Origin of the sequence: Scandinavium sp., from assembly GCF_051650185.1 — a bacterium.
Taxonomy (GTDB): domain Bacteria; phylum Pseudomonadota; class Gammaproteobacteria; order Enterobacterales; family Enterobacteriaceae; genus Scandinavium.
Map to the genome: position 1 here is coordinate 15,593 of NZ_JBOFIN010000086.1, position 24,171 is coordinate 39,763.

General features: G+C 55.2%; 22 protein-coding genes and 1 pseudogene. 15 read left to right on the plus strand and 8 right to left on the minus strand.

The window, feature by feature from the left end; translation table 11 throughout:
• The first annotated feature begins 56 nt into the window (after positions 1 to 56).
• The 3 genes from dnaJ (at position 57) to nhaR (ending at position 3,502) form a co-directional block, all read left to right on the plus strand.
• Positions 57 to 1,196, plus strand: coding sequence for a molecular chaperone DnaJ (gene dnaJ / locus ACRCWW_RS10970; protein ID WP_404657653.1), 1,140 nt, complete (start codon positions 57 to 59; stop codon positions 1,194 to 1,196).
• Between the two features lie 173 nt (positions 1,197 to 1,369).
• A complete protein-coding gene (gene nhaA, locus ACRCWW_RS10975; RefSeq protein ID WP_438682447.1) occupies positions 1,370 to 2,545 on the plus strand; it encodes a Na+/H+ antiporter NhaA in 1,176 nt (391 codons plus the stop codon).
• Positions 2,546 to 2,605: 60 nt separating this feature from the next.
• Positions 2,606 to 3,502 (plus strand): transcriptional activator NhaR, encoded by an 897-nt coding sequence (nhaR, locus tag ACRCWW_RS10980; RefSeq protein WP_438682448.1) that lies wholly within the window; start codon positions 2,606 to 2,608, stop codon positions 3,500 to 3,502.
• 70 nt (positions 3,503 to 3,572) lie between these two features.
• Here nhaR and rpsT read toward each other — a convergent pair whose 3' ends face one another.
• Positions 3,573 to 3,836, minus strand: a complete 264-nt coding sequence (gene rpsT / locus ACRCWW_RS10985; protein WP_404657650.1) for a 30S ribosomal protein S20 — start codon at positions 3,834 to 3,836, stop codon at positions 3,573 to 3,575.
• Between the two features lie 118 nt (positions 3,837 to 3,954).
• Here rpsT and ACRCWW_RS10990 point away from each other — a divergent pair.
• The 9 genes and pseudogenes from ACRCWW_RS10990 to ACRCWW_RS11030 all read left to right on the plus strand — a co-directional run.
• Positions 3,955 to 4,027, plus strand: a pseudogene (locus ACRCWW_RS10990) (DUF2575 domain-containing protein); the annotation flags it as partial.
• Positions 4,028 to 4,165: 138 nt separating this feature from the next.
• Positions 4,166 to 5,104: a bifunctional riboflavin kinase/FAD synthetase gene (gene ribF, locus ACRCWW_RS10995; RefSeq protein WP_438682449.1), complete on the plus strand. Its 939-nt coding sequence runs from the start codon at positions 4,166 to 4,168 to the stop codon at positions 5,102 to 5,104.
• A 33-nt stretch (positions 5,105 to 5,137) separates the two neighbouring features.
• The gene (ileS, locus tag ACRCWW_RS11000) at positions 5,138 to 7,954 is read left to right on the plus strand and encodes an isoleucine--tRNA ligase (protein WP_438682450.1); all 2,817 of its coding nucleotides are present in this window, start codon (positions 5,138 to 5,140) and stop codon (positions 7,952 to 7,954) included.
• Positions 7,954 to 8,454: a signal peptidase II gene (gene lspA / locus ACRCWW_RS11005; protein ID WP_438682451.1), complete on the plus strand. Its 501-nt coding sequence runs from the start codon at positions 7,954 to 7,956 to the stop codon at positions 8,452 to 8,454. The genes ileS and lspA overlap by 1 nt, the downstream gene beginning before the upstream one ends.
• A 105-nt stretch (positions 8,455 to 8,559) precedes the next feature.
• Complete coding sequence (gene fkpB / locus ACRCWW_RS11010) at positions 8,560 to 9,009, plus strand: FKBP-type peptidyl-prolyl cis-trans isomerase (RefSeq protein WP_330982268.1); 450 nt, start codon at positions 8,560 to 8,562, stop codon at positions 9,007 to 9,009.
• A gap of 1 nt (position 9,010) precedes the next feature.
• Positions 9,011 to 9,961 (plus strand): 4-hydroxy-3-methylbut-2-enyl diphosphate reductase, encoded by a 951-nt coding sequence (gene ispH / locus ACRCWW_RS11015; RefSeq protein ID WP_438682452.1) that lies wholly within the window; start codon positions 9,011 to 9,013, stop codon positions 9,959 to 9,961.
• A 65-nt stretch (positions 9,962 to 10,026) separates the two neighbouring features.
• Complete coding sequence (rihC, locus tag ACRCWW_RS11020; RefSeq protein WP_438682453.1) at positions 10,027 to 10,941, plus strand: ribonucleoside hydrolase RihC; 915 nt, start codon at positions 10,027 to 10,029, stop codon at positions 10,939 to 10,941.
• Between the two features lie 102 nt (positions 10,942 to 11,043).
• Complete coding sequence (locus tag ACRCWW_RS11025) at positions 11,044 to 11,607, plus strand: glucose-6-phosphate isomerase family protein (RefSeq protein ID WP_438682454.1); 564 nt, start codon at positions 11,044 to 11,046, stop codon at positions 11,605 to 11,607.
• Positions 11,600 to 12,382 carry a glucose-6-phosphate isomerase family protein gene (locus tag ACRCWW_RS11030; protein WP_438682455.1) on the plus strand — a complete coding sequence of 261 codons (783 nt, stop codon included), beginning with the start codon at positions 11,600 to 11,602 and terminating at the stop codon, positions 12,380 to 12,382. The genes ACRCWW_RS11025 and ACRCWW_RS11030 overlap by 8 nt, the downstream gene beginning before the upstream one ends.
• Positions 12,383 to 12,456: 74 nt before the next feature.
• Here the strand turns inward: ACRCWW_RS11030 and ACRCWW_RS11035 are convergent, their stop codons facing one another.
• Genes ACRCWW_RS11035 through ACRCWW_RS11065 form a run of 7 tightly spaced genes read right to left on the minus strand, consistent with a single transcriptional unit; the run spans position 12,457 to position 21,393 of the window.
• Complete coding sequence (locus ACRCWW_RS11035; RefSeq protein WP_438682456.1) at positions 12,457 to 13,272, minus strand: PTS system mannose/fructose/sorbose family transporter subunit IID; 816 nt, start codon at positions 13,270 to 13,272, stop codon at positions 12,457 to 12,459.
• Positions 13,272 to 14,069, minus strand: a complete 798-nt coding sequence (locus tag ACRCWW_RS11040; protein ID WP_438682457.1) for a PTS mannose/fructose/sorbose/N-acetylgalactosamine transporter subunit IIC — start codon at positions 14,067 to 14,069, stop codon at positions 13,272 to 13,274. The genes ACRCWW_RS11035 and ACRCWW_RS11040 overlap by 1 nt, the downstream gene beginning before the upstream one ends.
• A 10-nt stretch (positions 14,070 to 14,079) precedes the next feature.
• Entirely contained in the window at positions 14,080 to 14,574 is a 495-nt protein-coding gene (locus tag ACRCWW_RS11045) for a PTS system mannose/fructose/N-acetylgalactosamine-transporter subunit IIB (protein WP_438682458.1), read from the minus strand.
• Positions 14,575 to 14,584: 10 nt separating this feature from the next.
• Positions 14,585 to 15,013: a PTS sugar transporter subunit IIA gene (locus tag ACRCWW_RS11050; protein WP_438682459.1), complete on the minus strand. Its 429-nt coding sequence runs from the start codon at positions 15,011 to 15,013 to the stop codon at positions 14,585 to 14,587.
• A 2-nt stretch (positions 15,014 to 15,015) separates the two neighbouring features.
• A complete protein-coding gene (locus tag ACRCWW_RS11055; protein WP_438682460.1) occupies positions 15,016 to 16,761 on the minus strand; it encodes a class I mannose-6-phosphate isomerase in 1,746 nt (581 codons plus the stop codon).
• Between the two features lie 11 nt (positions 16,762 to 16,772).
• Positions 16,773 to 19,421 carry a glycoside hydrolase family 38 C-terminal domain-containing protein gene (locus tag ACRCWW_RS11060; RefSeq protein WP_438682461.1) on the minus strand — a complete coding sequence of 883 codons (2,649 nt, stop codon included), beginning with the start codon at positions 19,419 to 19,421 and terminating at the stop codon, positions 16,773 to 16,775.
• 13 nt (positions 19,422 to 19,434) lie between these two features.
• The gene (locus tag ACRCWW_RS11065) at positions 19,435 to 21,393 is read right to left on the minus strand and encodes a fructose-specific PTS transporter subunit EIIC (RefSeq protein ID WP_438682462.1); all 1,959 of its coding nucleotides are present in this window, start codon (positions 21,391 to 21,393) and stop codon (positions 19,435 to 19,437) included.
• A 217-nt stretch (positions 21,394 to 21,610) separates the two neighbouring features.
• Here ACRCWW_RS11065 and ACRCWW_RS11070 point away from each other — a divergent pair, with 217 nt between their 5' ends.
• The 3 genes from ACRCWW_RS11070 to ACRCWW_RS11080 all read left to right on the plus strand — a co-directional run.
• Positions 21,611 to 22,618, plus strand: coding sequence for a LacI family DNA-binding transcriptional regulator (locus tag ACRCWW_RS11070; RefSeq protein ID WP_438682463.1), 1,008 nt, complete (start codon positions 21,611 to 21,613; stop codon positions 22,616 to 22,618).
• 132 nt (positions 22,619 to 22,750) lie between these two features.
• The gene (gene dapB / locus ACRCWW_RS11075) at positions 22,751 to 23,572 is read left to right on the plus strand and encodes a 4-hydroxy-tetrahydrodipicolinate reductase (protein WP_438682464.1); all 822 of its coding nucleotides are present in this window, start codon (positions 22,751 to 22,753) and stop codon (positions 23,570 to 23,572) included.
• Between the two features lie 454 nt (positions 23,573 to 24,026).
• The coding region (locus ACRCWW_RS11080; protein ID WP_438682465.1) for a carbamoyl-phosphate synthase domain-containing protein at positions 24,027 to 24,171 on the plus strand (145 nt) is incomplete at its 3' end.

Here is a 24,171-nt window from a genome sequence, read left to right on the forward strand (position 1 = left end):
GGGCGTCGGAGTTTACTCCACGCCCGTGCTCGCATGTTAAGGGCAGATAAAAAGAGATGGCGAAGAGAGACTATTACGAGGTTTTAGGCGTTTCCAAAACAGCGGAAGAGCGTGAAATCAAAAAGGCTTACAAACGCCTGGCGATGAAGTTCCACCCCGACCGTAACCAGGGTGACAAAGAAGCCGAAGGAAAATTTAAAGAGATCAAAGAAGCCTACGAGATCCTGACCGATGCGCAGAAGCGTGCGGCCTATGACCAGTATGGTCATGCGGCGTTCGAGCAGGGCGGCGGTGGTTTCGGTGGCGGCGGCTTTGGCGGCGGCGGTGCTGATTTCAGCGATATCTTCGGCGACGTGTTTGGCGACATTTTTGGCGGCGGACGTGGGCGTCAGCGTGCATCACGCGGTGCAGACCTGCGCTATAACATGGATCTGACGCTGGAAGAAGCCGTTCGCGGTGTCACCAAAGAGATTCGCATTCCGACGCTGGAAGAGTGTGATGTTTGCCACGGTAGTGGCGCGAAAGCCGGCTCTAAACCGCAGACCTGTCCAACCTGTCACGGTCAGGGCCAGGTGCAGATGCGTCAGGGCTTTTTTGCCGTACAGCAGACCTGTCCACACTGTCAGGGGCGCGGCACGCTGATTAAAGATCCGTGCAACAAGTGCCACGGTCATGGTCGTGTTGAGAAGAACAAAACCTTGTCGGTTAAAATCCCGGCAGGTGTCGATACCGGTGACCGTATTCGTCTGTCAGGCGAAGGCGAAGCGGGCGAGCACGGCGCGCCAGCGGGCGATCTGTACGTTCAGGTGCAGGTTAAGCAGCACCCAATCTTCGAACGCGAAGGGAATAACCTGTACTGCGAAGTACCGATTAACTTTGCAATGGCAGCCCTCGGCGGTGAAATCGAAGTGCCGACGCTGGATGGCCGTGTAAACCTGAAAGTGCCTGGCGAAACGCAGACCGGCAAACTGTTCCGCATGCGTGGTAAAGGCGTCAAATCCGTTCGCGGTGGTGCACAGGGCGACCTGCTGTGCCGCGTTGTAGTGGAAACTCCGGTTAGCCTGAACGATAAGCAGAAACAATTGCTGAAAGATCTTCAGGAGAGCTTTGGCGGCCCAACGGGCGAGAAAAACAGCCCGCGCTCAAAAAGCTTCTTCGATGGCGTGAAAAAATTCTTTGATGATCTGACTCGCTAACTTCAGCAGCTGCTTGAAAACAAAGGCCCGGACCACCCAGTCCGGGCCTTTTTCATTCTGGCGCTATACTTCGCTTATGCCGATCTAACTATCACGAATAACCTGATTTTGCCGAGTGTTTATAGCGGTTAATATGGTTTAATCGAATAATAAGACCAACAGAGAGAGTAAAAGTGAAACATCTTCAGCGTTTTTTCAGCAGTGAGGCCTCCGGGGGCATCATCCTCATCATTGCGGCGGCACTGGCGATGATCCTTGCCAATTCCGGGCTGACCAGCCATCTCTATCAGGCATTTCTTTCCACTCCCGTACAGCTCAAAGTCGGGCCACTGGAAATTAACAAGAACATGCTGCTGTGGATCAACGATGCCCTGATGGCCGTCTTCTTCCTGTTGATTGGTCTGGAAGTGAAGCGTGAGATGGTACTGGGCTCCCTGGCAAGCCGTCAGCAGGCCGCTTTCCCGGTGATTGCGGCGATTGGTGGTATGGTCGTGCCAGCGCTTATCTATCTGGCGTTTAACTACCAGGACCCGATTGCTCGTCAGGGTTGGGCTATTCCGGCGGCAACCGATATTGCCTTCGCGCTGGGTGTGCTGGCGCTTTTAGGTAACCGCGTTCCCGTCGCCCTGAAGATTTTCCTGATGGCGTTGGCAATTATCGACGATTTGGGCGCGATCATCATCATCGCGCTGTTCTACACCAGCGACCTGTCACTGCTGTCTCTTGGTGTGGCCGCGGCGGCGATTGCCGTGCTGGCGATCCTCAATCTGACAGGCGTTCGTCGAACCGGCATTTATATTCTGGTCGGTATGATTTTGTGGACGGCGGTGCTGAAGTCTGGCGTGCATGCCACGCTTGCCGGGGTGATTGTTGGCTTCTTTATTCCGCTGAAAGAGCAGGCGGGTAAATCCCCGGCGAAACAGCTGGAGCACGTGCTGCATCCCTGGGTGGCTTATCTGATCCTGCCATTGTTCGCCTTCGCCAATGCGGGCGTTTCACTCCAGGGCGTGACGATTGAAGGGCTGACATCTTTGTTACCGCTGGGGATCATAGCGGGTCTGTTCATCGGTAAGCCGTTGGGGATTGGGCTGTTCTGCTGGTTAGCGCTGAAACTGAAACTGGCCACGCTGCCGCAAGAGACCACATGCAAGCAAATTGTGGCTGTGAGCGTGCTCTGCGGTATCGGTTTCACGATGTCGATTTTCATCTCGACGCTGGCCTTCGGCGGCCTGGACCCGACGCTTATCACATGGGCAAAACTCGGGATTCTGATTGGCTCGCTTCTGGCGGCGGTCACCGGGTATAGTTTGCTTCGCTCGGGCAGCAAGGGCTCCCGTTACCCGGGATAACAGGATACGAAGGGTCGCCTTCGGGCGGCCATGATGCGCATAGTTCAGGGAGAGAAACGAATGTCTCATATCAATTACAACCATCTGTATTACTTCTGGCACGTTTACAAAGAGGGGTCTGTCGTGGGGGCTGCGGAAGCCCTGTTTCTCACGCCGCAGACCATTACTGGCCAAATCAAAGCCCTGGAAGAACGTCTGCAAGGCAAGCTGTTCAAACGTAAGGGGCGAGGGCTTGAGCCGAGCGAGCTGGGCGAACTGGTGTTCCGTTACGCGGACAAGATGTTCACCCTGAGCCAGGAAATGCTCGATATCATCAACTACCGCAAAGAGTCGAACTTGCTGTTTGATGTGGGCGTGGCAGATGCGCTGTCAAAACGGCTGGTAAGTGGCGTGCTGGATGCCGCGGTGGTGGAAGATGAACAAATCCATCTGCGCTGCTTTGAATCGACCCATGAGATGCTGCTGGAGCAACTTAGCCAGCATAAGCTCGACATGATTATCTCTGACTGCCCGATCGATTCCACGCAGCAGGAAGGGCTGTTCTCGGTGAAAATTGGTGAGTGCAGCGTCAGCTTCTGGTGCATGAGCCCTCTGCCTGAGAAGCCTTTCCCCGCTTGTCTGGAAGAGCGCCGCTTGCTGATCCCAGGGCGTCGTTCAATGCTTGGTCGTAAGCTACTGAACTGGATTAATACTCAGGGGCTGAAAGTCGAAGTGCTGGGCGAGTTCGATGATGCCGCGTTAATGAAAGCCTTTGGTGCTGCGCACAATGCGATTTTTGTCGCACCGACGCTCTACGCACACGATCTTTATGCGGATGACAATATCGTGGAGATTGGTCGGGTGGAAAACGTGATGGAGGAGTACCACGCCATTTTCGCCGAGCGCATGATTCAGCATCCTGCGGTGCAGCGAATCTGCAATCGTGACTACTCGGCGCTGTTTGAGTTACCGCGCTAAGCCCGAATCGCAGACATAAAAAAACCCGCTAAAAGCGGGTTTTTTCTACAAAGCTTCAACAGCGTAGCGATTAAGCCAGTTTGTTGATCTGTGCAGCCAGGTTAGCCTTATGACGCGCAGCTTTGTTTTTGTGGATCAGACCTTTAGCAGCCTGACGGTCCACGATTGGTTGCATTTCGTTAAATGCTTTCAGTGCAGCAGCTTTGTCGCCAGCTTCTACAGCTGCGTATACTTTCTTGATGAAAGTACGCATCATAGAGCGACGGCTAGCGTTGTGCTTGCGGGCCTTTTCAGACTGAACGGCGCGCTTCTTAGCTGATTTGATATTAGCCAAGGTCCAACTCCCAAATATGATCTATATGGACAATTCAAAGGCCGAGGAATATGCCCTCTTAGCCTTCTTTTGTCAATGGATTTGTGCAAATAAGCGCCGTTAATGTGACGACACTTGGTTACGTAGTGATGGCGCAGGATTCTACCAGCTTGCGCCCTTCGAATACAGCCTTTCCGCCATAAAAATCACCGGGGCAAGGGGGAATTTACCCAGTTTCGTCCCAAGGTGGATGAAATCCTTGCATCTTTCGGTTCTCAGGTGCAATCGTCGGTTAACGTAGCCTGCTCTACAAGGTATACTTTGACGATTTTCACTGTTTTGAGCCAGACATGAAGCTGATACGCGGCATACACAATCTGAGTCAGGCACTGCACGGGTGCGTGCTGACCATTGGCAATTTCGACGGCGTGCATCGTGGTCATCAGGCATTACTGCAGCGTTTACGCGCTGAAGGCCGTGAGCGTGGGCTGCCTGTTGTGGTGATGATTTTTGAGCCGCAGCCGCTGGAACTGTTTGCGACCGACAAGGCTCCCGCTCGCCTGACGAGATTGCGCGAAAAAGTGCGTTATCTCAGTGAAAGCGATGTGGATTATGTCCTGTGTGTGCGTTTCGACAGGCGCTTCGCCGCACTCACTGCGCAGGAATTTATCAGCGATCTGCTGGTCAAACGCCTCGGCGTCCAGTATCTGGCCGTGGGAGATGATTTCCGCTTTGGCGCTGGTCGCGAAGGGGATTTCTTGTTATTACAGAAGGCTGGCGCTGAATTTGGCTTTGATGTCACCAGCACCCAAACCTTCTGCGAAGGCGGATTACGTATCAGCAGCACGGCGGTTCGCCAGGCGCTGGCTGAAGACAATCTGGAACTGGCGCAAACGCTGCTGGGCCATCCTTTCAGCATTTCAGGGCGAGTGGTGCACGGCGATGAGCTTGGCCGCACCATTGGCTTTCCAACGGCGAATTTGCCGCTGCGTCGCCAGGTTTCCCCGGTGAAAGGGGTGTATGCGGTCGAAGTCGCAGGTCTCGGCGATAAGCTGATTCCAGGCGTTGCGAATATCGGCACTCGCCCAACCGTCGCGGGTGTACGTCAGCAGTTAGAAGTGCATTTACTGGACGTTGTAATGGACCTCTATGGTCGCCATATCGATGTCATACTGCGGAAGAAGATCCGCAACGAGCAGCGTTTTTCCTCGCTGGACGAATTAAAAGCGCAAATCGCGCGAGATGAGTTAACAGCCCGAGCGTTGTTTGGGCTATCAAACCCGGCGTAATGCCAACGTTATCAATACGGAAACGAGAATCTGATGAGTGACTATAAATCAACCCTGAATTTGCCGGAAACAGGGTTCCCGATGCGTGGCGACCTCGCCAAACGCGAACCGGGAATGCTGGCCCGTTGGACCGATGATGACCTCTACGACATCATCCGTGCAGCGAAAAAAGGCAAAAAGACGTTCATTCTGCATGATGGCCCTCCTTATGCGAATGGCAGCATTCATATTGGTCACTCTGTTAACAAGATTCTGAAAGACATTATCGTTAAGTCCAAAGGTCTGACGGGCTTCGACTCCCCGTACGTCCCTGGCTGGGATTGCCACGGTCTGCCAATCGAACTGAAAGTTGAGCAAGAGTTTGGTAAGCCGGGCGAGAAGTTTACCGCCGCTGAATTCCGTGCGAAATGCCGCGAATATGCCGCGACTCAGGTTGATGGCCAGCGTGCAGACTTTATCCGTCTGGGCGTGCTGGGCGACTGGTCTCGTCCGTATCTGACCATGGACTTCAATACTGAAGCCAACATCATCCGTGCACTGGGTAAAATCATCGGCAACGGTCATCTGCATAAAGGTGCGAAGCCGGTTCACTGGTGTGTGGATTGCCGTTCTGCGCTGGCGGAAGCGGAAGTGGAGTATTACGACAAAACCTCTCCTTCTATCGACGTTGCGTTTCACGCCGTCGATCAGGATGCGGTGAAGGCTAAGTTCGGCGTCGCTTCCGTAAACGGCCCGGTTTCACTGGTCATCTGGACTACCACCCCGTGGACGCTGCCAGCGAACCGCGCAATTTCTCTGTCTTCAGAGTTCGACTATGCGCTGGTACAGGTTGATGGTCAGGCGCTGATCCTGGCGAAAGATCTGGTGGAAAGCGTTCTTAAGCGTGCAAACATCACTGAATTCACCGTGCTGGGCACCGTGAAAGGTGACGCGCTGGAACTGATGCGCTTTAAACATCCGTTCCTCGATTTCGACGTGCCGGCAATCCTTGGCGATCACGTTACGCTGGACGCAGGTACTGGTGCGGTGCATACCGCAGGTGGTCACGGCCCGGACGACTACAACATCAGCCTGAAGTACGGTCTGGAAATCGCGAACCCGGTAGGCCCAGATGGCGCGTATCTGCCAGGCACTTACCCAACGCTTGATGGCATCAACGTCTTCAAAGCCAATGACATCATCGTCAACATGCTGCGCGACAGCGGTGCGCTGCTGCACGTTGAGAAGCTGCAACACAGCTATCCGTGCTGCTGGCGTCACAAGTCGCCGATCATCTTCCGCGCGACCCCGCAGTGGTTCGTCAGCATGGATCAGAAAGGTCTGCGCGAGCAGTCCCTGAAAGAGATTAAAGGCGTGCAGTGGATCCCGGATTGGGGCCAGGCACGTATTGAATCCATGGTCGCTAACCGTCCTGACTGGTGTATCTCTCGTCAGCGCACCTGGGGCGTCCCGATGTCTCTGTTCGTGCATAAAGAGACGCAGGAACTGCATCCACGCACGCTTGAGCTGATGGAAGAAGTCGCTAAACGCGTAGAGCAGGACGGCATTCAGGCGTGGTGGGATCTCGATCCGCGCGACATCATGGGTGACGATGCTGACACTTATGAGAAAGTGCCAGACACCCTCGACGTGTGGTTCGATTCCGGATCAACACATGCTTCCGTTGTTGATGTGCGTCCGGAGTTCTCTGGTCACGCAGCGGATATGTATCTGGAAGGGTCTGACCAGCATCGCGGCTGGTTCATGTCCTCGCTGATGATCTCCACGGCGATGAAAGGCAAAGCGCCTTATCGTCAGGTACTGACTCACGGTTTCACCGTGGACGGTCAGGGCCGCAAAATGTCCAAATCCATCGGCAACACCGTTTCGCCGCAGGATGTGATGAACAAACTGGGCGCGGATATTCTGCGTCTGTGGGTGGCCTCTACTGACTACACCGGCGAGATGGCGGTGTCGGACGAGATCCTCAAACGTGCTGCCGACAGCTATCGTCGTATTCGTAACACCGCGCGTTTCCTGCTGGCGAACCTGAACGGTTTCAATCCTGAAACTGACATGGTGAAACCAGAAGAGATGGTCGTTCTGGATCGCTGGGCCGTGGGTTGTGCTCAGGCGGCGCAGGAAGACATCCTGAAAGCCTACGAGTCTTACGACTTCCACGAAGTGGTACAGCGCCTGATGCGCTTCTGCTCCATCGAAATGGGCTCGTTCTACCTCGACATCATCAAAGACCGCCAGTACACCGCCAAAGCGGAAAGCCGGGCGCGTCGTAGCTGCCAGACTGCGCTGTATCACATCGCAGAAGCACTGGTTCGCTGGATGGCGCCAATCATGTCCTTCACCGCGGATGAAATCTGGGGCTATCTGCCAGGTGACCGCGAGAAATACGTCTTCACTGGCGAGTGGTACACCGGCCTGTTTGGTCTGGCGGACTCTGAAGCGATGAACGACGGTTTCTGGGATGTACTGCTGCAGGTTCGTGGTGAAGTGAACAAAGTCATCGAACAGGCGCGTGCAGACAAGAAAGTCGGTGGTTCTCTGGAAGCGGCAGTGACCCTGTTTGCTGAACCAGAACTGGCGGCGAAGCTGACGGCACTGGGCGATGAATTGCGATTTGTCCTGTTGACCTCTGGCGCCACTGTTGCGGATTATGCAGCAGCAACCGCCGAGGCACAGCAGAGCGAACTGCTGAAAGGCCTGAAAGTGGCGTTGCAGAAAGCCGACGGTGAGAAGTGCCCGCGTTGCTGGCATTACACGACCGATGTCGGTCAGGTGGCGGAACACGCAGAAATCTGCGGCCGCTGTGTCAGCAACGTCGCCGGTGAAGGCGAGAAACGTAAGTTTGCCTGATGAGCCAATCTATTTGTAAAAGCGGACTGCGCTGGCTGTGGCTGGTGGTGGTGGTGCTGATAATCGATCTGGGCAGCAAATTCTTGATCCTCCAGCACTTCGAGCTGGGGGAAACGGTCTCGCTGTTCCCGTCTTTGAATCTGCACTATGCGCGTAACTATGGCGCGGCGTTTAGCTTCCTCGCCGACAGCGGCGGCTGGCAGCGTTGGTTCTTCGCGGGTATCGCCATTGGTATCTGTGTGATCCTGGCGGTGCTGATGTACCGCGGCAAAGCCAGCCAGAAGCTGAATAACATTGCCTACGCGCTGATCATTGGCGGCGCGCTGGGTAATTTGTTCGACCGCCTGTGGCACGGCTTTGTTGTCGACATGATTGATTTCTATGTCGGCAACTGGCACTTCGCCACCTTCAACCTCGCCGATTCAGCCATCTGTATCGGTGCGGCGTTGATTGTGCTGGAAGGCTTCCTGCCGAACGCAGCTGCGAAAAAGCAAGCGTGAAAAATGCCGGGTGGCGCTAACGCTTACCCGGCCTACGATGTAAAAGGTCTTTGTAGGCCCGGTCAGGCGTAACCGCCACCGGGCATAACTAATGAGCAAACCTGCATGTCTAAATCTGTACAGAGCAATAGCGCAGTGCTGGTGCACTTCACGCTGAAACTGGATGATGGCTCTACCGCTGAATCCACGCGCAGCAACGGCAAACCGGCGCTGTTTCGCCTTGGCGATGCCTCGCTGTCAGAAGGCCTTGAACAGCATCTGTTAGGGTTGAAAGAAGGCGATAAAACCACCTTCTCTCTGGAGCCTGATGCGGCGTTTGGCGTACCAAGTCCGGATCTTATCCAGTACTTCTCTCGTCGCGAGTTCATGGACGCAGGTGAGCCGGAAATCGGCGCAATCATGCTCTTTACTGCAATGGATGGCAGCGAGATGCCAGGGGTTATTCGTGAAGTTAACGGGGATTCCATCACCGTCGATTTCAACCACCCGCTGGCGGGACGTACCGTTCATTTTGATATTGAAGTGCTGGAGATAGACCCGGCACTGGAGGCGTAAAATGCAGATCCTGTTGGCCAACCCGCGCGGTTTCTGCGCCGGTGTAGACCGCGCTATCAGCATTGTTGAAAACGCGCTGGAGATTTTCGGTGCGCCTATTTATGTTCGCCACGAAGTGGTACATAACCGCTATGTGGTCGACAGCCTGCGTCAGCGCGGCGCTATCTTTATCGAGCAGATTAGCGAAGTGCCGGACGGCACCATTCTGATTTTCTCAGCGCACGGCGTTTCTCAGGCGGTGCGTAACGAAGCGAAGAGCCGTGATTTGACAGTCTTCGATGCGACCTGCCCGCTGGTGACCAAAGTGCATATGGAAGTCGCTCGCGCCAGCCGTCGTGGTGAAGAGTCGATCCTGATCGGGCACGCGGGGCACCCGGAAGTGGAAGGCACCATGGGCCAGTACAGCAACCCGGAAGGGGGAATGTATCTGGTCGAGTCGCCGGAAGATGTCTGGAAGCTGAATGTCAAGAATGAAGGCAGACTGTCCTTTATGACCCAGACGACGCTTTCCGTGGATGACACCTCTGACGTGATTGATGCGCTGCGTGCACGTTTCCCCAAAATCATCGGCCCGCGCAAAGACGATATCTGCTATGCCACCACCAATCGTCAGGAAGCTGTGCGAGATTTGGCGCAGCGTGCAGATGTGGTGCTGGTGGTCGGCTCGAAAAACTCGTCTAACTCTAACCGTCTGGCAGAACTGGCTCAGCGTATGGGTAAGGCCGCGTTTCTGATTGATGACTCCACCGACATCCAGGAAGAGTGGGTAAAAAGCGCGAGCTGCGTTGGCGTAACGGCTGGGGCTTCAGCGCCGGACATTCTGGTGCAGAATGTTATTTCCCGCTTGCAGGAGCTGGGTGGCGGCGAAGCGGTTCCGCTGGAAGGTCGCGAAGAGAACATTGTCTTCGAAGTGCCGAAAGAGCTGCGGCTCGATATCCGCGAAGTGGACTAAGTTTTTTGTCCGCAAAGTATGAAAGAATGCCAGGCTAACCACCTGGCTTTTTTTATGGAGGAACCATGCCCTTACCGTTCATTCTCGACACCGATCCCGGCATTGATGATGCCGCGGCCATCGCCGCCGCCCTGTTTGCCCCTGAGCTCGATCTGCAAATGATCACCACGGTGGCAGGCAACGTTTCCGTGGAAAAAACAACGCGCAACGCGCTGCAACTGCTGCATTTCTGGCAGGCTGATATTCCGGTGGCTCAAGGTGCGGCAACGCCACTGCTGCGTCCGCTGCGTGATGCAGCCTACGTCCACGGCGAATCGGGGATGGAAGGGTATGACTTCGTCGATCATCAGCGTCAGCCTCTGGCAAAACCTGCTTTCATGGCGATTCGCGATAAGCTGATGAGTGCGACAGAACCGATGACGCTGGTGGCGATTGGGCCGCTAACCAATATTGCGCTGCTGCTGACCCAGTATCCGGAGTGCAAATTCAATATCCGACGTCTGGTTATCATGGGCGGTTCGGCCGGGCGAGGTAACTTTACGCCGAATGCCGAGTTCAACATCGCGATTGATCCTGAAGCCGCAGCGCGGGTTTTCCAGAGCGGGATAGAGATTGTGATGTGCGGTCTCGACGTCACGAATCAGGCGATGTTAACGCCGGAGTCTCTGGCGAAACTGCCTGAGCTTAATAAGACAGGCAAAATGCTCCATTCGCTGTTTAGCCACTATCGCAGCGGCAGTATGGCAAACGGCTTACGTATGCACGACCTGTGCGCCATCGCATGGCTGGTTCGTCCTGAACTGTTCACCCTGAAATCTTGCTTTGTTGCCGTTGAAACTCAGGGAACGTACACGTCGGGCACTACCGTCGTGGATATCGAAGGACGTCTCGGTCAACCGGCCAATGCCCAGGTTGCGTTGGATCTTGATGTTGAAGGCTTCCGGCGTTGGGTGGAAGAGGTGTTTGCCCTGGCGCCTTAATCTGAATATGTGAGTGAGTTCGCTAATGCGGCTCAATTGTGCAAGGTTAATCGATTAATCTGCTATGCTCTCCATGTTGTTCTCCTCGGGCCGGAGAGAAACATGAAAACCCTTCTTCATCTGCCACCTCACGTGGCATGGGCAAACGGTGCTCTGTCACGCGCACCGTTGATCCGAAAAACGACGCATCTTGGCGATCTGGCTGGCGTGTTTGCTGATACTGATGCGTGGCAGCGTTGCGATCCTTCGCAGCCAGTCTACTCCGTGGAGATGTTCGACTCGCCTTCTGGCGATGGCGAGCTTTACACCGGGGTGACTCACCTGAATCCTGGCTGCGTTGGCGATGAGTATTTTATGACTCGCGGGCATTTTCACGCCCGGCGCGAACAGGGCGAGGTCTACTTTGGCCTTCAGGGCGAAGGGCTGCTGCTTTTGCAAAATGAACAAGGCAAGGTGCGGCTGGAACAGGTGCATCCCGGTTCAGTGCATATCATTGCCGGTTTTACGGCTCATCGTCTTATCAACACAGATAGCCAGATATTATCCGCTCTGGCGGTCTGGCCGAGCGTTGCCGGGCATGATTACGCTTCGCTTGCAGGCGGCTTTGCTAAGCGCGTGACCGTACAGAATCTCAAACTGATGGCGAAAGAGGTGCAGAATGGCTGAAACCAGACTGCCCTACGGGCTGGATATGACCGTCCATCACCCTTCTCTGGGATTTACCTACGGCGAAGAGGTGATTGGGCCGATGCCAGAAATTCGTCGCCTCGATCAGATTCGAGCGTCTTTGCGCGAGCCGGATTGTGAGGGGCCGGAAGAGGTTTATGCCATCGCCATGGACGTCGCACGTTTACAGGATCGGGAAGAGCTTAAAAAAAGGATGCTGCTGTTTGGCGTGGTCACGTATGCCGCAGGGCGTTTGGGCGAGGAGCCCATCCGCAGCCAGGGGCATATTCACCGCATCAGCCAGCACAGCGGCTGGTCGCCGCCGGAGCTGTATGAGGTCTGGCAGGGCAAAGCCATCATCTACATGCAGGAGTATGTGGCGGACGATCCCGGGCGTTGTTTTGCGGTGATTGCAGGCCCTGGCGAAAAGGTGCTGGTGCCGCCCGGCTGGGGGCACGCCACAATCTCCGCCAGCCCTGATGAACCGCTGACGTTCGGCGCGTGGTGCGACAGAGAATATGGTTTTGAATACGACGCGGTGAGGGCACACAAAGGGCTCGCCTGGTATCCGCTGTTGCAGGAGCAGCAGATTATCTGGCAGCACAACTCACACTATGTTGCGGGTCGTTTGCAGATGGTCACACCGCGGGAATACCGCGAATTTGGCATCACCAGCGAACCTATCTACCAGCAGTTCGTTGAAGACCCGGCCCGTTTTCAGTTCATTTCCCGGCCGGATAAAACGGCCGCGCTGTGGCGCAATTTCCATCCATAATAATTGCCGGGTGGCGCTGCGCTTACCCGGCCTACGGGATCGTGTAGGCCTGGCAAATGCAGTGCCGCCGGGCACTATGCAAACAGCCCTGTAGCAACGCCAACAGCTGCCAATACCAGCAGCAGAATCATCGCTTTCACTGGCGACACGCCACGCTTCGCCATCAGATACCACGTTCCCAGCACCACAATCAGCGGTAATAGCTGCGGGAAGATTCCGTCGAGCATTTGCTGCACGTGAATATTCACGCCATCCTTGGTGATAAATTCCAGCCCGGTGCCAAGCTTCACATAGCTTGCCGCCACGCCGCCCATCACAAAGACACCCAGCAATGACAGCGCTTCACGCAGACGGGTCGATTTGCTGCTGACCAGCATTTCGACCGAACCGGAACCCATCTGGTAACCTTTGAGAAACAGGAACCACGACCCGGGCACGATGATTGCAAGCCAGGCGACGGTGTAAAACAGCGGCCCCAGAATATTGCCACCTGCCGCCAGCGCCATACCTATGCTGAGGAGAATCGGGATCAGCATGCCCGGGATCATCGAGTCGCCGATCCCGGCAATTGGCCCCATCAGGCCCACTTTCAGGGTGTTGATCGTTTCACCGTCGATGGGCTCGCCGTTGGCCTTTTTCTCCTCCAGCCCCAGCACCATGCCGTTGACAATGGCCCCTATCTGCGGCTCGGTGTTGTAGAAGGAGGCGTGACGGCGCAGCATCTCGGTGCGCTGAGCAGCATCGGGATAAAGCTTGCGGGCGACCGGCAGCATGCTCAGACAGAAGCCAAAAGATTCCAGACGTTCAAAGCTCATCGACGACAGATTATGCATCATCCACGCGCGCCAGCATCGGCGCAGGTCTTTGCGGGTGAGTTTACGTTCTTCCATCAGAATTCGTCCTCATCGTCAGCCTTCGTGGCCGCAGCGGCAGGCTGCGGAGCTTCCGGCTTGTAGTTATAGTGAATGAGCGCCAGCAGCGCGCCAACAATCACCAGCGCCACCATGTTGAGCTTCAGGAACACAATGCAGATAAAGCCCACGAGGAAGTAAATCAGCATGGTGTAGTTTTTGATGATCTGTTTGAGCAGGATAGCGATACCGACCGCCGGTAAAATGCCGCCCAGCACGCTCATGGTGGCTATCACCACTTTCGGCAGACTGTCCATAAAACCGCTGATGTACTGCGCGCCGAAATAGACGGCGATGAACGTAGGAATAAAACGCAGCAGGAAGTTGGTTGTCTGCGGCCAGATGGCGCTGTTGAGGTAAATGCCGCGTTCATCACCACGCTCTAGCGCGGTATCCGCCCGGTGGTTCCAGAAGGAGTTCAGCACCATCATGGTATTGAAGAGAATGGTGCCGGCAATGCCGATTGTCGCTGCCAGGGCGACCGCCACTTCCGGCCCTTTACCGGACAAAATCCCCAGCGCAATGGCGGGGTAAGCGACAAAGTTTAAGTCGGCGGGCATGGAACCGCCCGGCGTAACCATGGCGATGTAGACAGCCTGTACGGCAACACCAATCATAATGCCGGTTTTGACATCGCCGAGGATGAGGCCAACCAGCATCCCGGAGACCAGCGGACGGGTAATCAGATACCAGCCGCCGGTCAGGCCAAACAGCCAGGGGCTGCTGAGCGCACCGAGATAACAAAGAAGGCCAATCAGGGTAGCTTCGAAAATCATCTTCTGCTCCTTATTTCAGTTTTTGCCGGGCGTCCTGCCAGCTGTAATGGCTCGCATCGGGCACCAGACGAAACTCGACCTGATGGCCCTGGGCGCTCAGCCACTCGAAGGCGGCGATCTCCTCCGCGTTGACCGATTGGTTTGGGCCAATGGTGGTGGTGTTCGCGCGGGCACTCATCGGGCCAACGTTGATTTTCCCGTTACTGTTTTTCAGGCTGATCCCGGCCTGTTCAATGCGCTGTAGGGTGACGGGAGATTTGCCAATGACGAAATAACGCTTCTCGCTGGCAATCACTTTCGGCAGTTTTTCGATGGCGGTGGCGGTATCAAACAGCCAGACTTTGATGTCAGAAACCGCGCCTTTCATCACCGAAGAGAGCAGCGGATCGGCCGCAACGGCGTCGTCTATGGCGACAATGCCGTCGCAAGGCAGCTCTTTTGCCCAGCGGGTCACCAGCTGTCCATGGATAACGCGATCATCAATGCGAACAAAGGAAAGACTCATCATGAACTCCTTAAAAATCATCAGAGTGTAAAAGCGTTACCGGGGCGGCAATCACCAGTGTGGGTTGGGTCAGAGAGAGCAGGTGCTCAGCCGCCTGATGAACGTCTGTCATCTCGCGAATATCATCGGTTTGCAGCAGCATCGGCAGGTTTACGCCTGCCAGCACGGCCATGGGAGGCGTTGTCTGAGGTGAAAATGCCGCGTGACAGGCCACATTCCACGGTGTGCCGCTCTGCATATCGCATAACACCAGCACGCCATCAGCGTGCTTTCGGGCTTCTCCTGATATCGCGGCAAAATCCTGTTTAAACCCTTCAATGCCAGCGCTCTCGTTGAGCGTGACGGCGTAAACTCCGGGTAAGTCGCCATAGACCATGTTGGCGCTGGCCATCAGTGCCGTTGCCAGTGGGCCATGCGACGCGACGATAATGTGGATCATGTTTACCCCCTGACCCAGGCTTTTACGGTGGCCAGCTGTTGCCCGCAACCTTTGCCCCACGGAGTGATGCGATACTCGCCCACGCCTGCCGGAATGATAAAGGTTTCGGCGTAGTGCACGACGAAGGGCTCAAACGCGCCAGATGGGCTTTCAACGCGGGCTTCGTCACCTTCCACAAGGTTCAGCACATTGACACCGCCCTGCGTGTGGTGAGTGACCGGCTGCGTAAACCAGTGGCGGCGGGTTTCAATAAACTCTCGCTCGTGTAAGCCCGTGCGCTCTTCGCGCCAGCCGTCACCTTCACCCAACGGTTCAACGTGATTAACCAAATGCTCGTTAACCCACTGTGTATCACGCTGCCAGTCAATCACCTGCTCACCGTGATCCAGATGGACAGGACGCGGTAAGCCGTCGAGGCCGAGCCTTCCCCAGTCCCAGAGCTTGAAGGTGAAAATGTACGGCGTAGCGCTGATTTCCAGCACCATCGTGCCGGAGCCCGAACAGTGCACGGTGCCCGCCGGGATCAGGAAGTGATCGTGTTTACGTGCCGGGATCTGGTTAACAAAACGCTGGTCATCAAACGCTTTTTCTCCTCGTGCCGCTTTATGCAAATCGGCAAACATCTCCGCAGGTTCCGTACCCGTTTTGGTGCCGAGATACACCACGGCATCGGGTTCCGCTTCCAGAATGTAATAGCTCTCGTCCTGGGTGTAATGCATGCCGAACTGCTGCTGGATATATTCCGTCAGTGGATGAACCTGGAAGCTCAGATTTTGCCCACCGATGGTGTCGAGGAAATCGAAGCGGATCGGGAATTCCGCGCCAAAGCGGGCGTGCACTTTCTCACCCAGCAGTTCGCGCGGGTGTAAGAGCACCAGATCTATAGAAGGGATCTCGATCCGCACGTCGCCAAACCGTAGCAACAGGCTGTTTTCCTCGGGCACGCAGTCAAAACACCAGGCATAGTTAGGCTTCGAGGGATCGAGATCGAATTGGTTTTTCATCCACTGGCCGCCCCAGACGCCAGGGTCGAAGAACGGAACGACGCGGAAAGGGCGCTGTGCGGTTTGCGATAACCCGGCGCGCAGCGCGTTGCCGCTGACCAGTTTCGGTAAGTCCGTTTGAGTCGTATCCAGCAGGAAATCGGTGCGTTTGAGCAACGGCTTTTTGTGCCTGTCGAACACGCGCCATTCGATGAAAAACGCACGCTTATAGCGGCGCAGAATATCCTCATCCTGATTTTCCACGCCCCAGTTGCCAAGTTCGCCGCTGCGCATGCGCTGCTGAATTTCCCAGCGCGGCAGGTCGGCGTACACCAGCACGTCGCCGTCATGCGCCAGTGCCGCTCCCGGCCCGTAAACAATCACCAGGCCTTGCTGCACTTTGGTAATTTGCTGGCGCAAAGCCTCCAGGCGGTCGGCATCAAAAAACTCGCGGAGCTGATGGCAGGACTGCACGCCGAACACCCGGTCATCCGTCAGGTTTCTTGCCAGCAGCGTATGCAGCGCTACTTCGTTTTGCCGCGCAGATTCCACATTGAGCGTTAGTGTGGCGTTCAGTCCTGCGAGGTGTGGTTCAAGTTCCGCCAGCCGTACGCCTGGGTAGCAGTCGATAACCAGCACTGTTTTTGCTGATGAAGTCAGCCTGTCGCGCAGCGATGAAATGACGCTTGGCCAGCCTTGCAAGGCTTCGTGGTCATGGCCCTGAACGGCCACTTCAGGAAATTTATCGTAGGTCGTCGGTTTCATGCGGGTCTCCCTCATTGCGCCAAAGCGAGGCTTAACGTCAGATAGTCACAGGGCCTCAGCGTAATCTCGCCTGAGAGCGGCTCTTGCTTTTCATCACGCAGCGACACGCGCCAGAGTTGCAGCGCATAAGGGCTGGTGAGGCTGAACGTCTCTTCCTGCTCGCCGGGGTTGAACAGCCGAAGCGTGATTTCGCCGATTGATCCTGGTTTGCACAGGCTCACCTGAATCTGCGGATTGCTGAGTGAGAGCCACTCGGCGGCCAGTTTCTGCGGGGCAGAAGGCATCGGCAGCGTGAAGCGCTCAAGGCGCTCCTCAAAGGTATTCAATGCCTGAAACTGATAGGTCAGATAGCGTTCGCGGTAGCGAGTACAGGCGCTAAACAGAGCCGTATCAGACTGCGGTGGTGTAATGAACACGGCGTAGTCGAACACCATGGTTTGCAGCATCTGTGCGTCCGGGGTCGGCACCACTTTGTTGTTGATGCCAGAGGCGCGGCCTGGTCGCCACGGCGTGTCGTCTTTGCCAAGCAGGCCTACGCTGCGGAACAGCGTCAGCGCCAGAGCATTATTTTCAGGCAGCACTTCGTACTCTTTGATACCTTTGGTCAGTACACCAACGCAGTGGGTGTCGTCGCGCAGGAAGACGCCGTTTTCCATCGTGTAAATCGGCACCGGTTTTTCGACAAAGCCTTTTTCACGCCATCCGTCGACGTAGCGGCTGACCGTTTCCCGGCGCACTAAAGAGAAGCCCTGATCGGCCCAGCTAAATTGAGGGGATGAAATCGGCGTGTTCAGATGCACACGCAGACGGTGATCGCAGGCGGCGTTGGTCAGTTCATGCTGCACGCGCAGCCAGTTTTCACCCTGACGCAGTTCCAGCCGGGTGCGGATCGTCATGCTCTGATCACGCTCTTTCGCTCTACGATGAGTGATATCAGACGGAAGTTGCAGCGAGCATTCCAGCGTCATCCACGCGGTATGGGCGAGGGTCTCGGCTGCGATCACTTTGAATGGACTTGCCGTAAGCGGTGTGTCGTGTTCAAGCGGCGCGAAATCGAACTCATCGCCATCGTCGGCACAATCGCTAAAGTGCAACAAAGCGGGGTAGCGTTCTCCGGAGTGGCGATCGGTGAGTGTGATGTCGCCATTGTCGATGTCGACGCGATAACAATCGTTCTCGATGCTTTGGCTAAGCTGCGGTAACGAAACAGAGACAGCAGACGCCGTTTCATTCACCTGCCAGGTCTGATAACCCAGACCGTTCAGATCGCTGACCGGGAACAGGATCTCACTGCGCCAGTAGTCTTCCACCGCTTCGAGTTTTTCCCCAGCCGCGGTGACGATCACCCTTTGCCCGCCGCTCAAGCGCTGCTGGCTAACCACGCTATGCGCAGCGGTGACGCCATTGCGGCTCAGGGTGAAATTCTGTTGCTGCGTAAAGACCACGGCGCTCACCAGCTGGTAATGCGGGTGAAGATCGCAGTTGAAGACAACCAGGATGTTGCTCTCGCCGAGCGTCGCCGCAATGCTGTGGCTGATTTTCTTTTTTAGCAGATTGATAAGGCTAAGCGCGGAGCGCTCAACGCCCATCAGACGATGGATAATGTTGTGGTTTACCGCATCGGCGTTGCTGGCCTCGATGCCGTTGTGAGCGTGCGCGGAGAACACTTTCTTCCACAACTCTTCCATCAGCGGTTCGGGCCAGTGGATGTTGAGCTGGCTGGCTATGACGGTGAGCGGTTCGAGCTTATCGAGCAGCAGGTGTTCCGTCTGCCAGGTCTGGCGTTTGATGTCGTAACGGGTTGAGTGGCAGGTTCGGTGAATACGTGATTTCTGGCAGGCGTACAGCTCGCCTTCGATGGTGTGGCTGAAATCGTGCTCGCGCCACGTCTCTTCCATGTAGTCCTCATAGCTCGCCATTTTAAAGTGGTAAGGGAGCCCGAGCTGATTCAGCTTCTCGACAGTTTGTGGGAATAGGGCGTTCGGCAGAACCTGATCACCGCCGCAGGGCAGCAGCAGGTTGTCGGTATGACTGTTCATCTCGCCGAGGCGTTGCAGGATCGGCAGCAGGCGGTGTGTCAGATAGTCGTCGTCGGCGGCTAAAAATTTGCCCGGTCCGTAGCCGTAATAAAGATAGTTTGTCGCAATCGAGACCTGATTCGGTGCCTGCCATTTAAAATTCAGATCGCCGTCTAGCTGATCGGTATACACCCCGCGTTGCAGTACACAGTACTCAATGCCCAAATCGCGATACAGCGCGGGCAGCCAGGTGTGCTGCCCAAAAATATCCGGCATATAGCCGATGTTCATGCTGTGGCCAAACCCTTCGGCAATGTTGATGCCGCACTGCAAATTGCGGATCAGCGATTCCGTGCGGATCAACAGGGAGTCACACTGCGTGTACCAGGGGCCAACCTGCAACCGCCGTTCGCGGATAAGTTTACGTAACCGCCCGGCGTTTTCCGGGCGAATTTGAAGATATTCGTCCAGCACAATCGATAGCCCGTCAAAGATGTAGCTCGGAAAATCTTCACGGCTTTCCAGCAGGTCGAGCAGGTAGTCGATATTTTCGATCAGCAGAATGTGCGAGTCTTCGCAGGTGAAATACCATTCGGCGTCCCAGTGGCAGTGGGGCACAACGTAGACATCTTTACGAGTCATAACCCTTTCCCGGTTAATTCAGTGTCATCTTGCCGGCTTTAATCAGATAAAAGCGGACAAAAACGTTAGCGAAGGCGATAAACAACACGCCAGTGGTCATGCCCGCGAGATAAGCAGGCAGGTTTTGCACCAGCGGCCAGCCCCAGATTGCGGGCAGCGGGAACCACTGGACGGAGCCAAAGCTGATGGCAATAAGCGACCCGATAATCGCCCCGGTAATGTTGATGGAGATGGTGATTACCGGGTTTTTCAACATGAACGGGATCGCCCCTTCGCCAATGGCGAGAAAACCTAGGATCAGCGAAGTGGTGCCTGTCACGCGCTGGTTTTCGTCAAACACGCGCTGGCGCACGACATAGCGGTCGATCACCGTCGCCAGGCCAATGCCAATCGGTGGGATGACAATACCCAACACGCGCGCAGTGAGTGGGAAGATATGATCGGCAGCAAGCCCGATGGCGATCGCCCCAGCGGATTTATTCACAGGGCCGCCGAGATCGAACGCCGTAAGCGACGTGATGATCACCGCCAGCGTCAGTGCGCTGGAGTTACCGTGGTCGAGAATAAACTGCTGGAAGAAACGGTTAATGCCGCCAAACACAGGATCGACAAAGTAAAAATTGAGGAAGAAGATAACCAGCACCGAAATGCCCGGCACAATCAGCATCGGCTTCATCGCCTGAAGGTGTTTATGCAGGTGAATGTGGCGGTTGAGCCAATCAGCCAGCAGCCCGGCGATCATCCCCAGCAGCAATGCGCCAAGGAACCCGGAAGGAATGCCGCCTGTCTGCGCCCACAATGTGTAGTGCAATCCGCCCGCAAACGCACCGCCGATAAAGCCCGGCACCAGCCCCGGTCTGTCGGCAATGCTGTAAGCCATGAAGGCCGCAAACACCGGATACATAAACTTCATGATCATATTGCCGTACTGCGTCAGGTAGTGGCAGATCTGCAAAAAGGTATTCGGATCGCTGCCGTAGCGCGCTTCGCCAATGGCAGTCACGCCCACCATGCTGGCAGAAAGCTGCCCGATGCCAATCATCAGACCCGCCGCAACAATCACCGGGATCATGTAAGAAATGCCGCTCGATACGCCCTGATACAGCCGCGCGCCAAAGGACTGCGGCCGCGAGGATGTGACGGTTGTAGCGTTAGCGTCCGCAGCCACAATGCCGTCCGGCTGCTGCAAAATTCTGTCGATCAGGCCTTCCGCGTCTTTCAGCGGCTCGGACACGGAGGTGCTGATGAAAGGTTTTCCGGCGAAGCGCTCGCGGCCTTTTGGCGGCAGGGTCGCCGCAAAAATCACGCCTTCGGCCTGCGCGATTTGTTCCGGCGTCAGCTCATCTTCGGTGCCACTGGCTCCCTGTTTTTCACTGTATACGCGAATGCCTTTCGCCGCGCCGGCCTTCTCCAGCGCTTCGGCGGCCATGTAGGTGTGGGCGATCCCGGCGGAACAGGAGGTGATGACCACCAGGCTTTTCCCACTTTCATTGACGACAACTTTTTCCTGCGGGGCTTCGCTGACATCCAGCTTCGCCAGAAACGCGTCAACGGTGGGTGCCGCTCTTAATGCCGCGACGTTATTTTCGTCCATCAGCGCGAGGCTTAACGAGGAAAGCAGTCGCAGATGGCCTGCGTCGTCGCCATCTGGCACCGCCAGTAAAAAAACCAGTGAAACGCTGTCTTCGCCCCCCATTGTCGGCCAGTCTTCCACTGGCTGCGTCAGGCGTACCGCGGCAAACGTCGGGCGTTTTACGGTGGAAGATTTGCCATGTGGAATGGCGATCCCTTGCTCAAAACCCGTTTCTGAAAGCTGTTCCCGCTGCCAGACGGCCTCTTCAAATAACGCTTTATCGCTGACTGCGCCCTCTTCATAAAGACACTGGCAAAGCGCATCGATAATCTCGCGTCGGTTTTGCCACGCTTTATCCAGAAAGATCAGTTTTGCCGTTGTCACACTGCTTAATTGCATTAGGGCCCCCAAAGTGTATCGATCTGTCCTTGCGTCCACTTCTTACCTTGTTGAGATTAATCGATTAACCGTAAGATAAAAGAGTGGTTAATGGGATTAACCCGGCAAAACGGGCAATATCAGGGCGTTAACGTCAGCGGTTGTGAGACATCTCACAGGGAGAGATGCAAAAAACAGGTTATTCGATTAATCTGTGGGAAGCAGAGGAGAAAGAACCATGACCACAGTCACGCTGGCGCAGGTAGCGGAGAAAGCCGGAGTCTCGACGGCAACGGTATCGATGGTGCTGCGCAACCGCGGGCGCATCTCGCAGGCAACGCGCGAGCGAGTATTAAAAGCGCTGGACGAGTCCGGTTATGTCTACAACCAGACCGCCGCCAATTTACGTAACCGCAGCAGCAACCAGGTTGGTTTACTGCTGCATGACATCACCAACCCTTTTTATGGCGAAATGACTGCCGGGCTCAGCCATGAAATGGAGCGCCACGAAATGCTGCTGTTCCTCGCAAACAGCGAAGAGTCGGAGGAGCGGCAGCAGAAGTTTGTCGATTCGCTGATGCGCAACAGCGCTTGCGGAATGGTGCTTTGCGCGGCTCGCGGCACACCTCAGGCCTTTTTTGATGGTCTGAAGCGTCGCAATATTCCGGCGATTATGGTGGTTCGTCCGCTTGATGACCCTGACTTCGATTTTGTCGGCACCGATAATTTCCTCGGCACGCAAATGGCAACCGCGCATTTGTTAAAAATGGGGCACCGAAATATTGCCTTCATCGGCGGGAGCCAAAATTCAGGCACCCGCGCACAGCGAATTGGCGGCTTTACCAGTAAGCTGCTGGAGCATAACTTGTCGCCTAAACCTGAATGGATTGTGACGTCACAGGCGACACAAAGTGACGGCGCGAGAGTGGCGGAAAGGCTGCTGGAACGCTATCCGGAGATAACCGCCGCCGTCTGCTATCAGGACATTGTCGCCCTGGGCGTCATGCTGGCGCTGCGCAAAGCGGGGCGCGAACCGGGAAGGGATTTCGCGTTGGTTGGCTTCGATGATATTACGGAAGCGGCGCTGGTTCAGCCTGGGCTGACAACAGTTTCGGTTGCCGCTAAAGAAATAGGCCGCAAAGCGGGAGAGCTGCTGTTCAGCCGGATTCAGGGCAATGACGAACCGCCAAAAAGGATCATCCTGCCGCCTGCGCTGGTGGTTCGTGAATCCTGCGGATTTCGCTAGCGATCATGCTTTTTACTGATATCGGCCTGAGTTTCACGTTAAATTCTAATTATCGCCGTTTAAGAGTGGCGGCCCATGCGGACGCTGGTTACTCTGAAAACGATTCACAATGTATTAACGAAGAGAATAGATATGCAAGATGGACACATCCGCGTTGCCATTGCTGGCGCGGGCGGCCGTATGGGACGGCAACTGATTCAGGCTGCGGCGCAGCTTGAGGGCGTGAAGCTCGGCGCGGCGCTGGAGCGTGAAGGATCTTCACTGTTAGGCGCTGATGCAGGCGAGCTGGCAGGTATTGGTGCGACTGGCGTAAAGGTGCAGAGCAGCCTTGATGGCGTAAAAGATGATTTCGATGTTTTCATCGATTTTACCCGTCCTGAAGGCACGCTGAAGCACCTGGCTTTTTGCCGTGAACACGGGAAAGGCATGGTTATCGGCACCACTGGCTTTGACGACGCGGGTAAACAGGCAATTCGCGAAGCCGCCGAAAGTATTGCGATTGTTTTCGCCGCCAACTTCAGCGTCGGGGTAAACGTGATGCTCAAGCTGCTGGAAAAAGCGGCGAAGGTGATGGGCGATTACACCGATATCGAAATCATTGAGGCGCATCACCGCCACAAAGTGGATGCACCATCAGGCACCGCGCTGGCGATGGGCGAAGCGATTGCTCATGCACTGGATAAAGATCTGAAAGAGTGCGCGGTCTACAGCCGTGAAGGTTATACCGGTGAACGCGTGCCGGGCACCATTGGTTTTGCCACCGTTCGTGCTGGCGACATTGTCGGCGAACATACGGCGATGTTCGCCGATATCGGCGAACGAGTTGAAATTACGCATAAAGCCTCAAGCCGTATGACATTCGCCAATGGCGCTGTTCGTTCCGCTTTGTGGCTGAAAGAGAAGCGTAATGGTCTTTTTGATATGCGAGATGTCCTTGATCTCAACAATTTGTAAGTTTATTACCCCATCGTGATGTGGTTGTGGCAATCTCAACTTGTTGATTGCAGAGGGCAATATTTTATTGCCCTTTAATTTTACCTTCTTATTTAGTATTTAACTTCCAATCCTGCAAAAACATGACCATTCACTCTGTTTTGTGTTGAGTAATTGTAAGTTTTGACCATCTGGTCCACTTTTTCTCTTTCCCATAAGCCCATTCACAGTTATCCTGGTGCGCAAGCGTTTACCGAATGGCATTTAGCTGATCTTTTTGCCTGCTTTACAGCTCACTACCGACCAGTGGCGTAAAAACAGATAAAAAAACCCGGTTTTACGTTGACTTTATCCTCGTTAATCCCCAGAATGCCGCCGTTTGCACAAAATTCGCGAGCAGCAGATTTGCATTGATTCATGATACCGAGTGAATTAATATGCAAATAAACTGAGTGAATATTCTCCGGAGGATGTTTTGATTAAGTCAGCGCTTTTGGTTCTGGAAGACGGAACCCAGTTTCACGGTCGGGCCATAGGGGCAACAGGTTCGGCGGTTGGGGAAGTCGTTTTCAATACTTCAATGACCGGTTATCAAGAAATCCTCACTGATCCTTCCTATT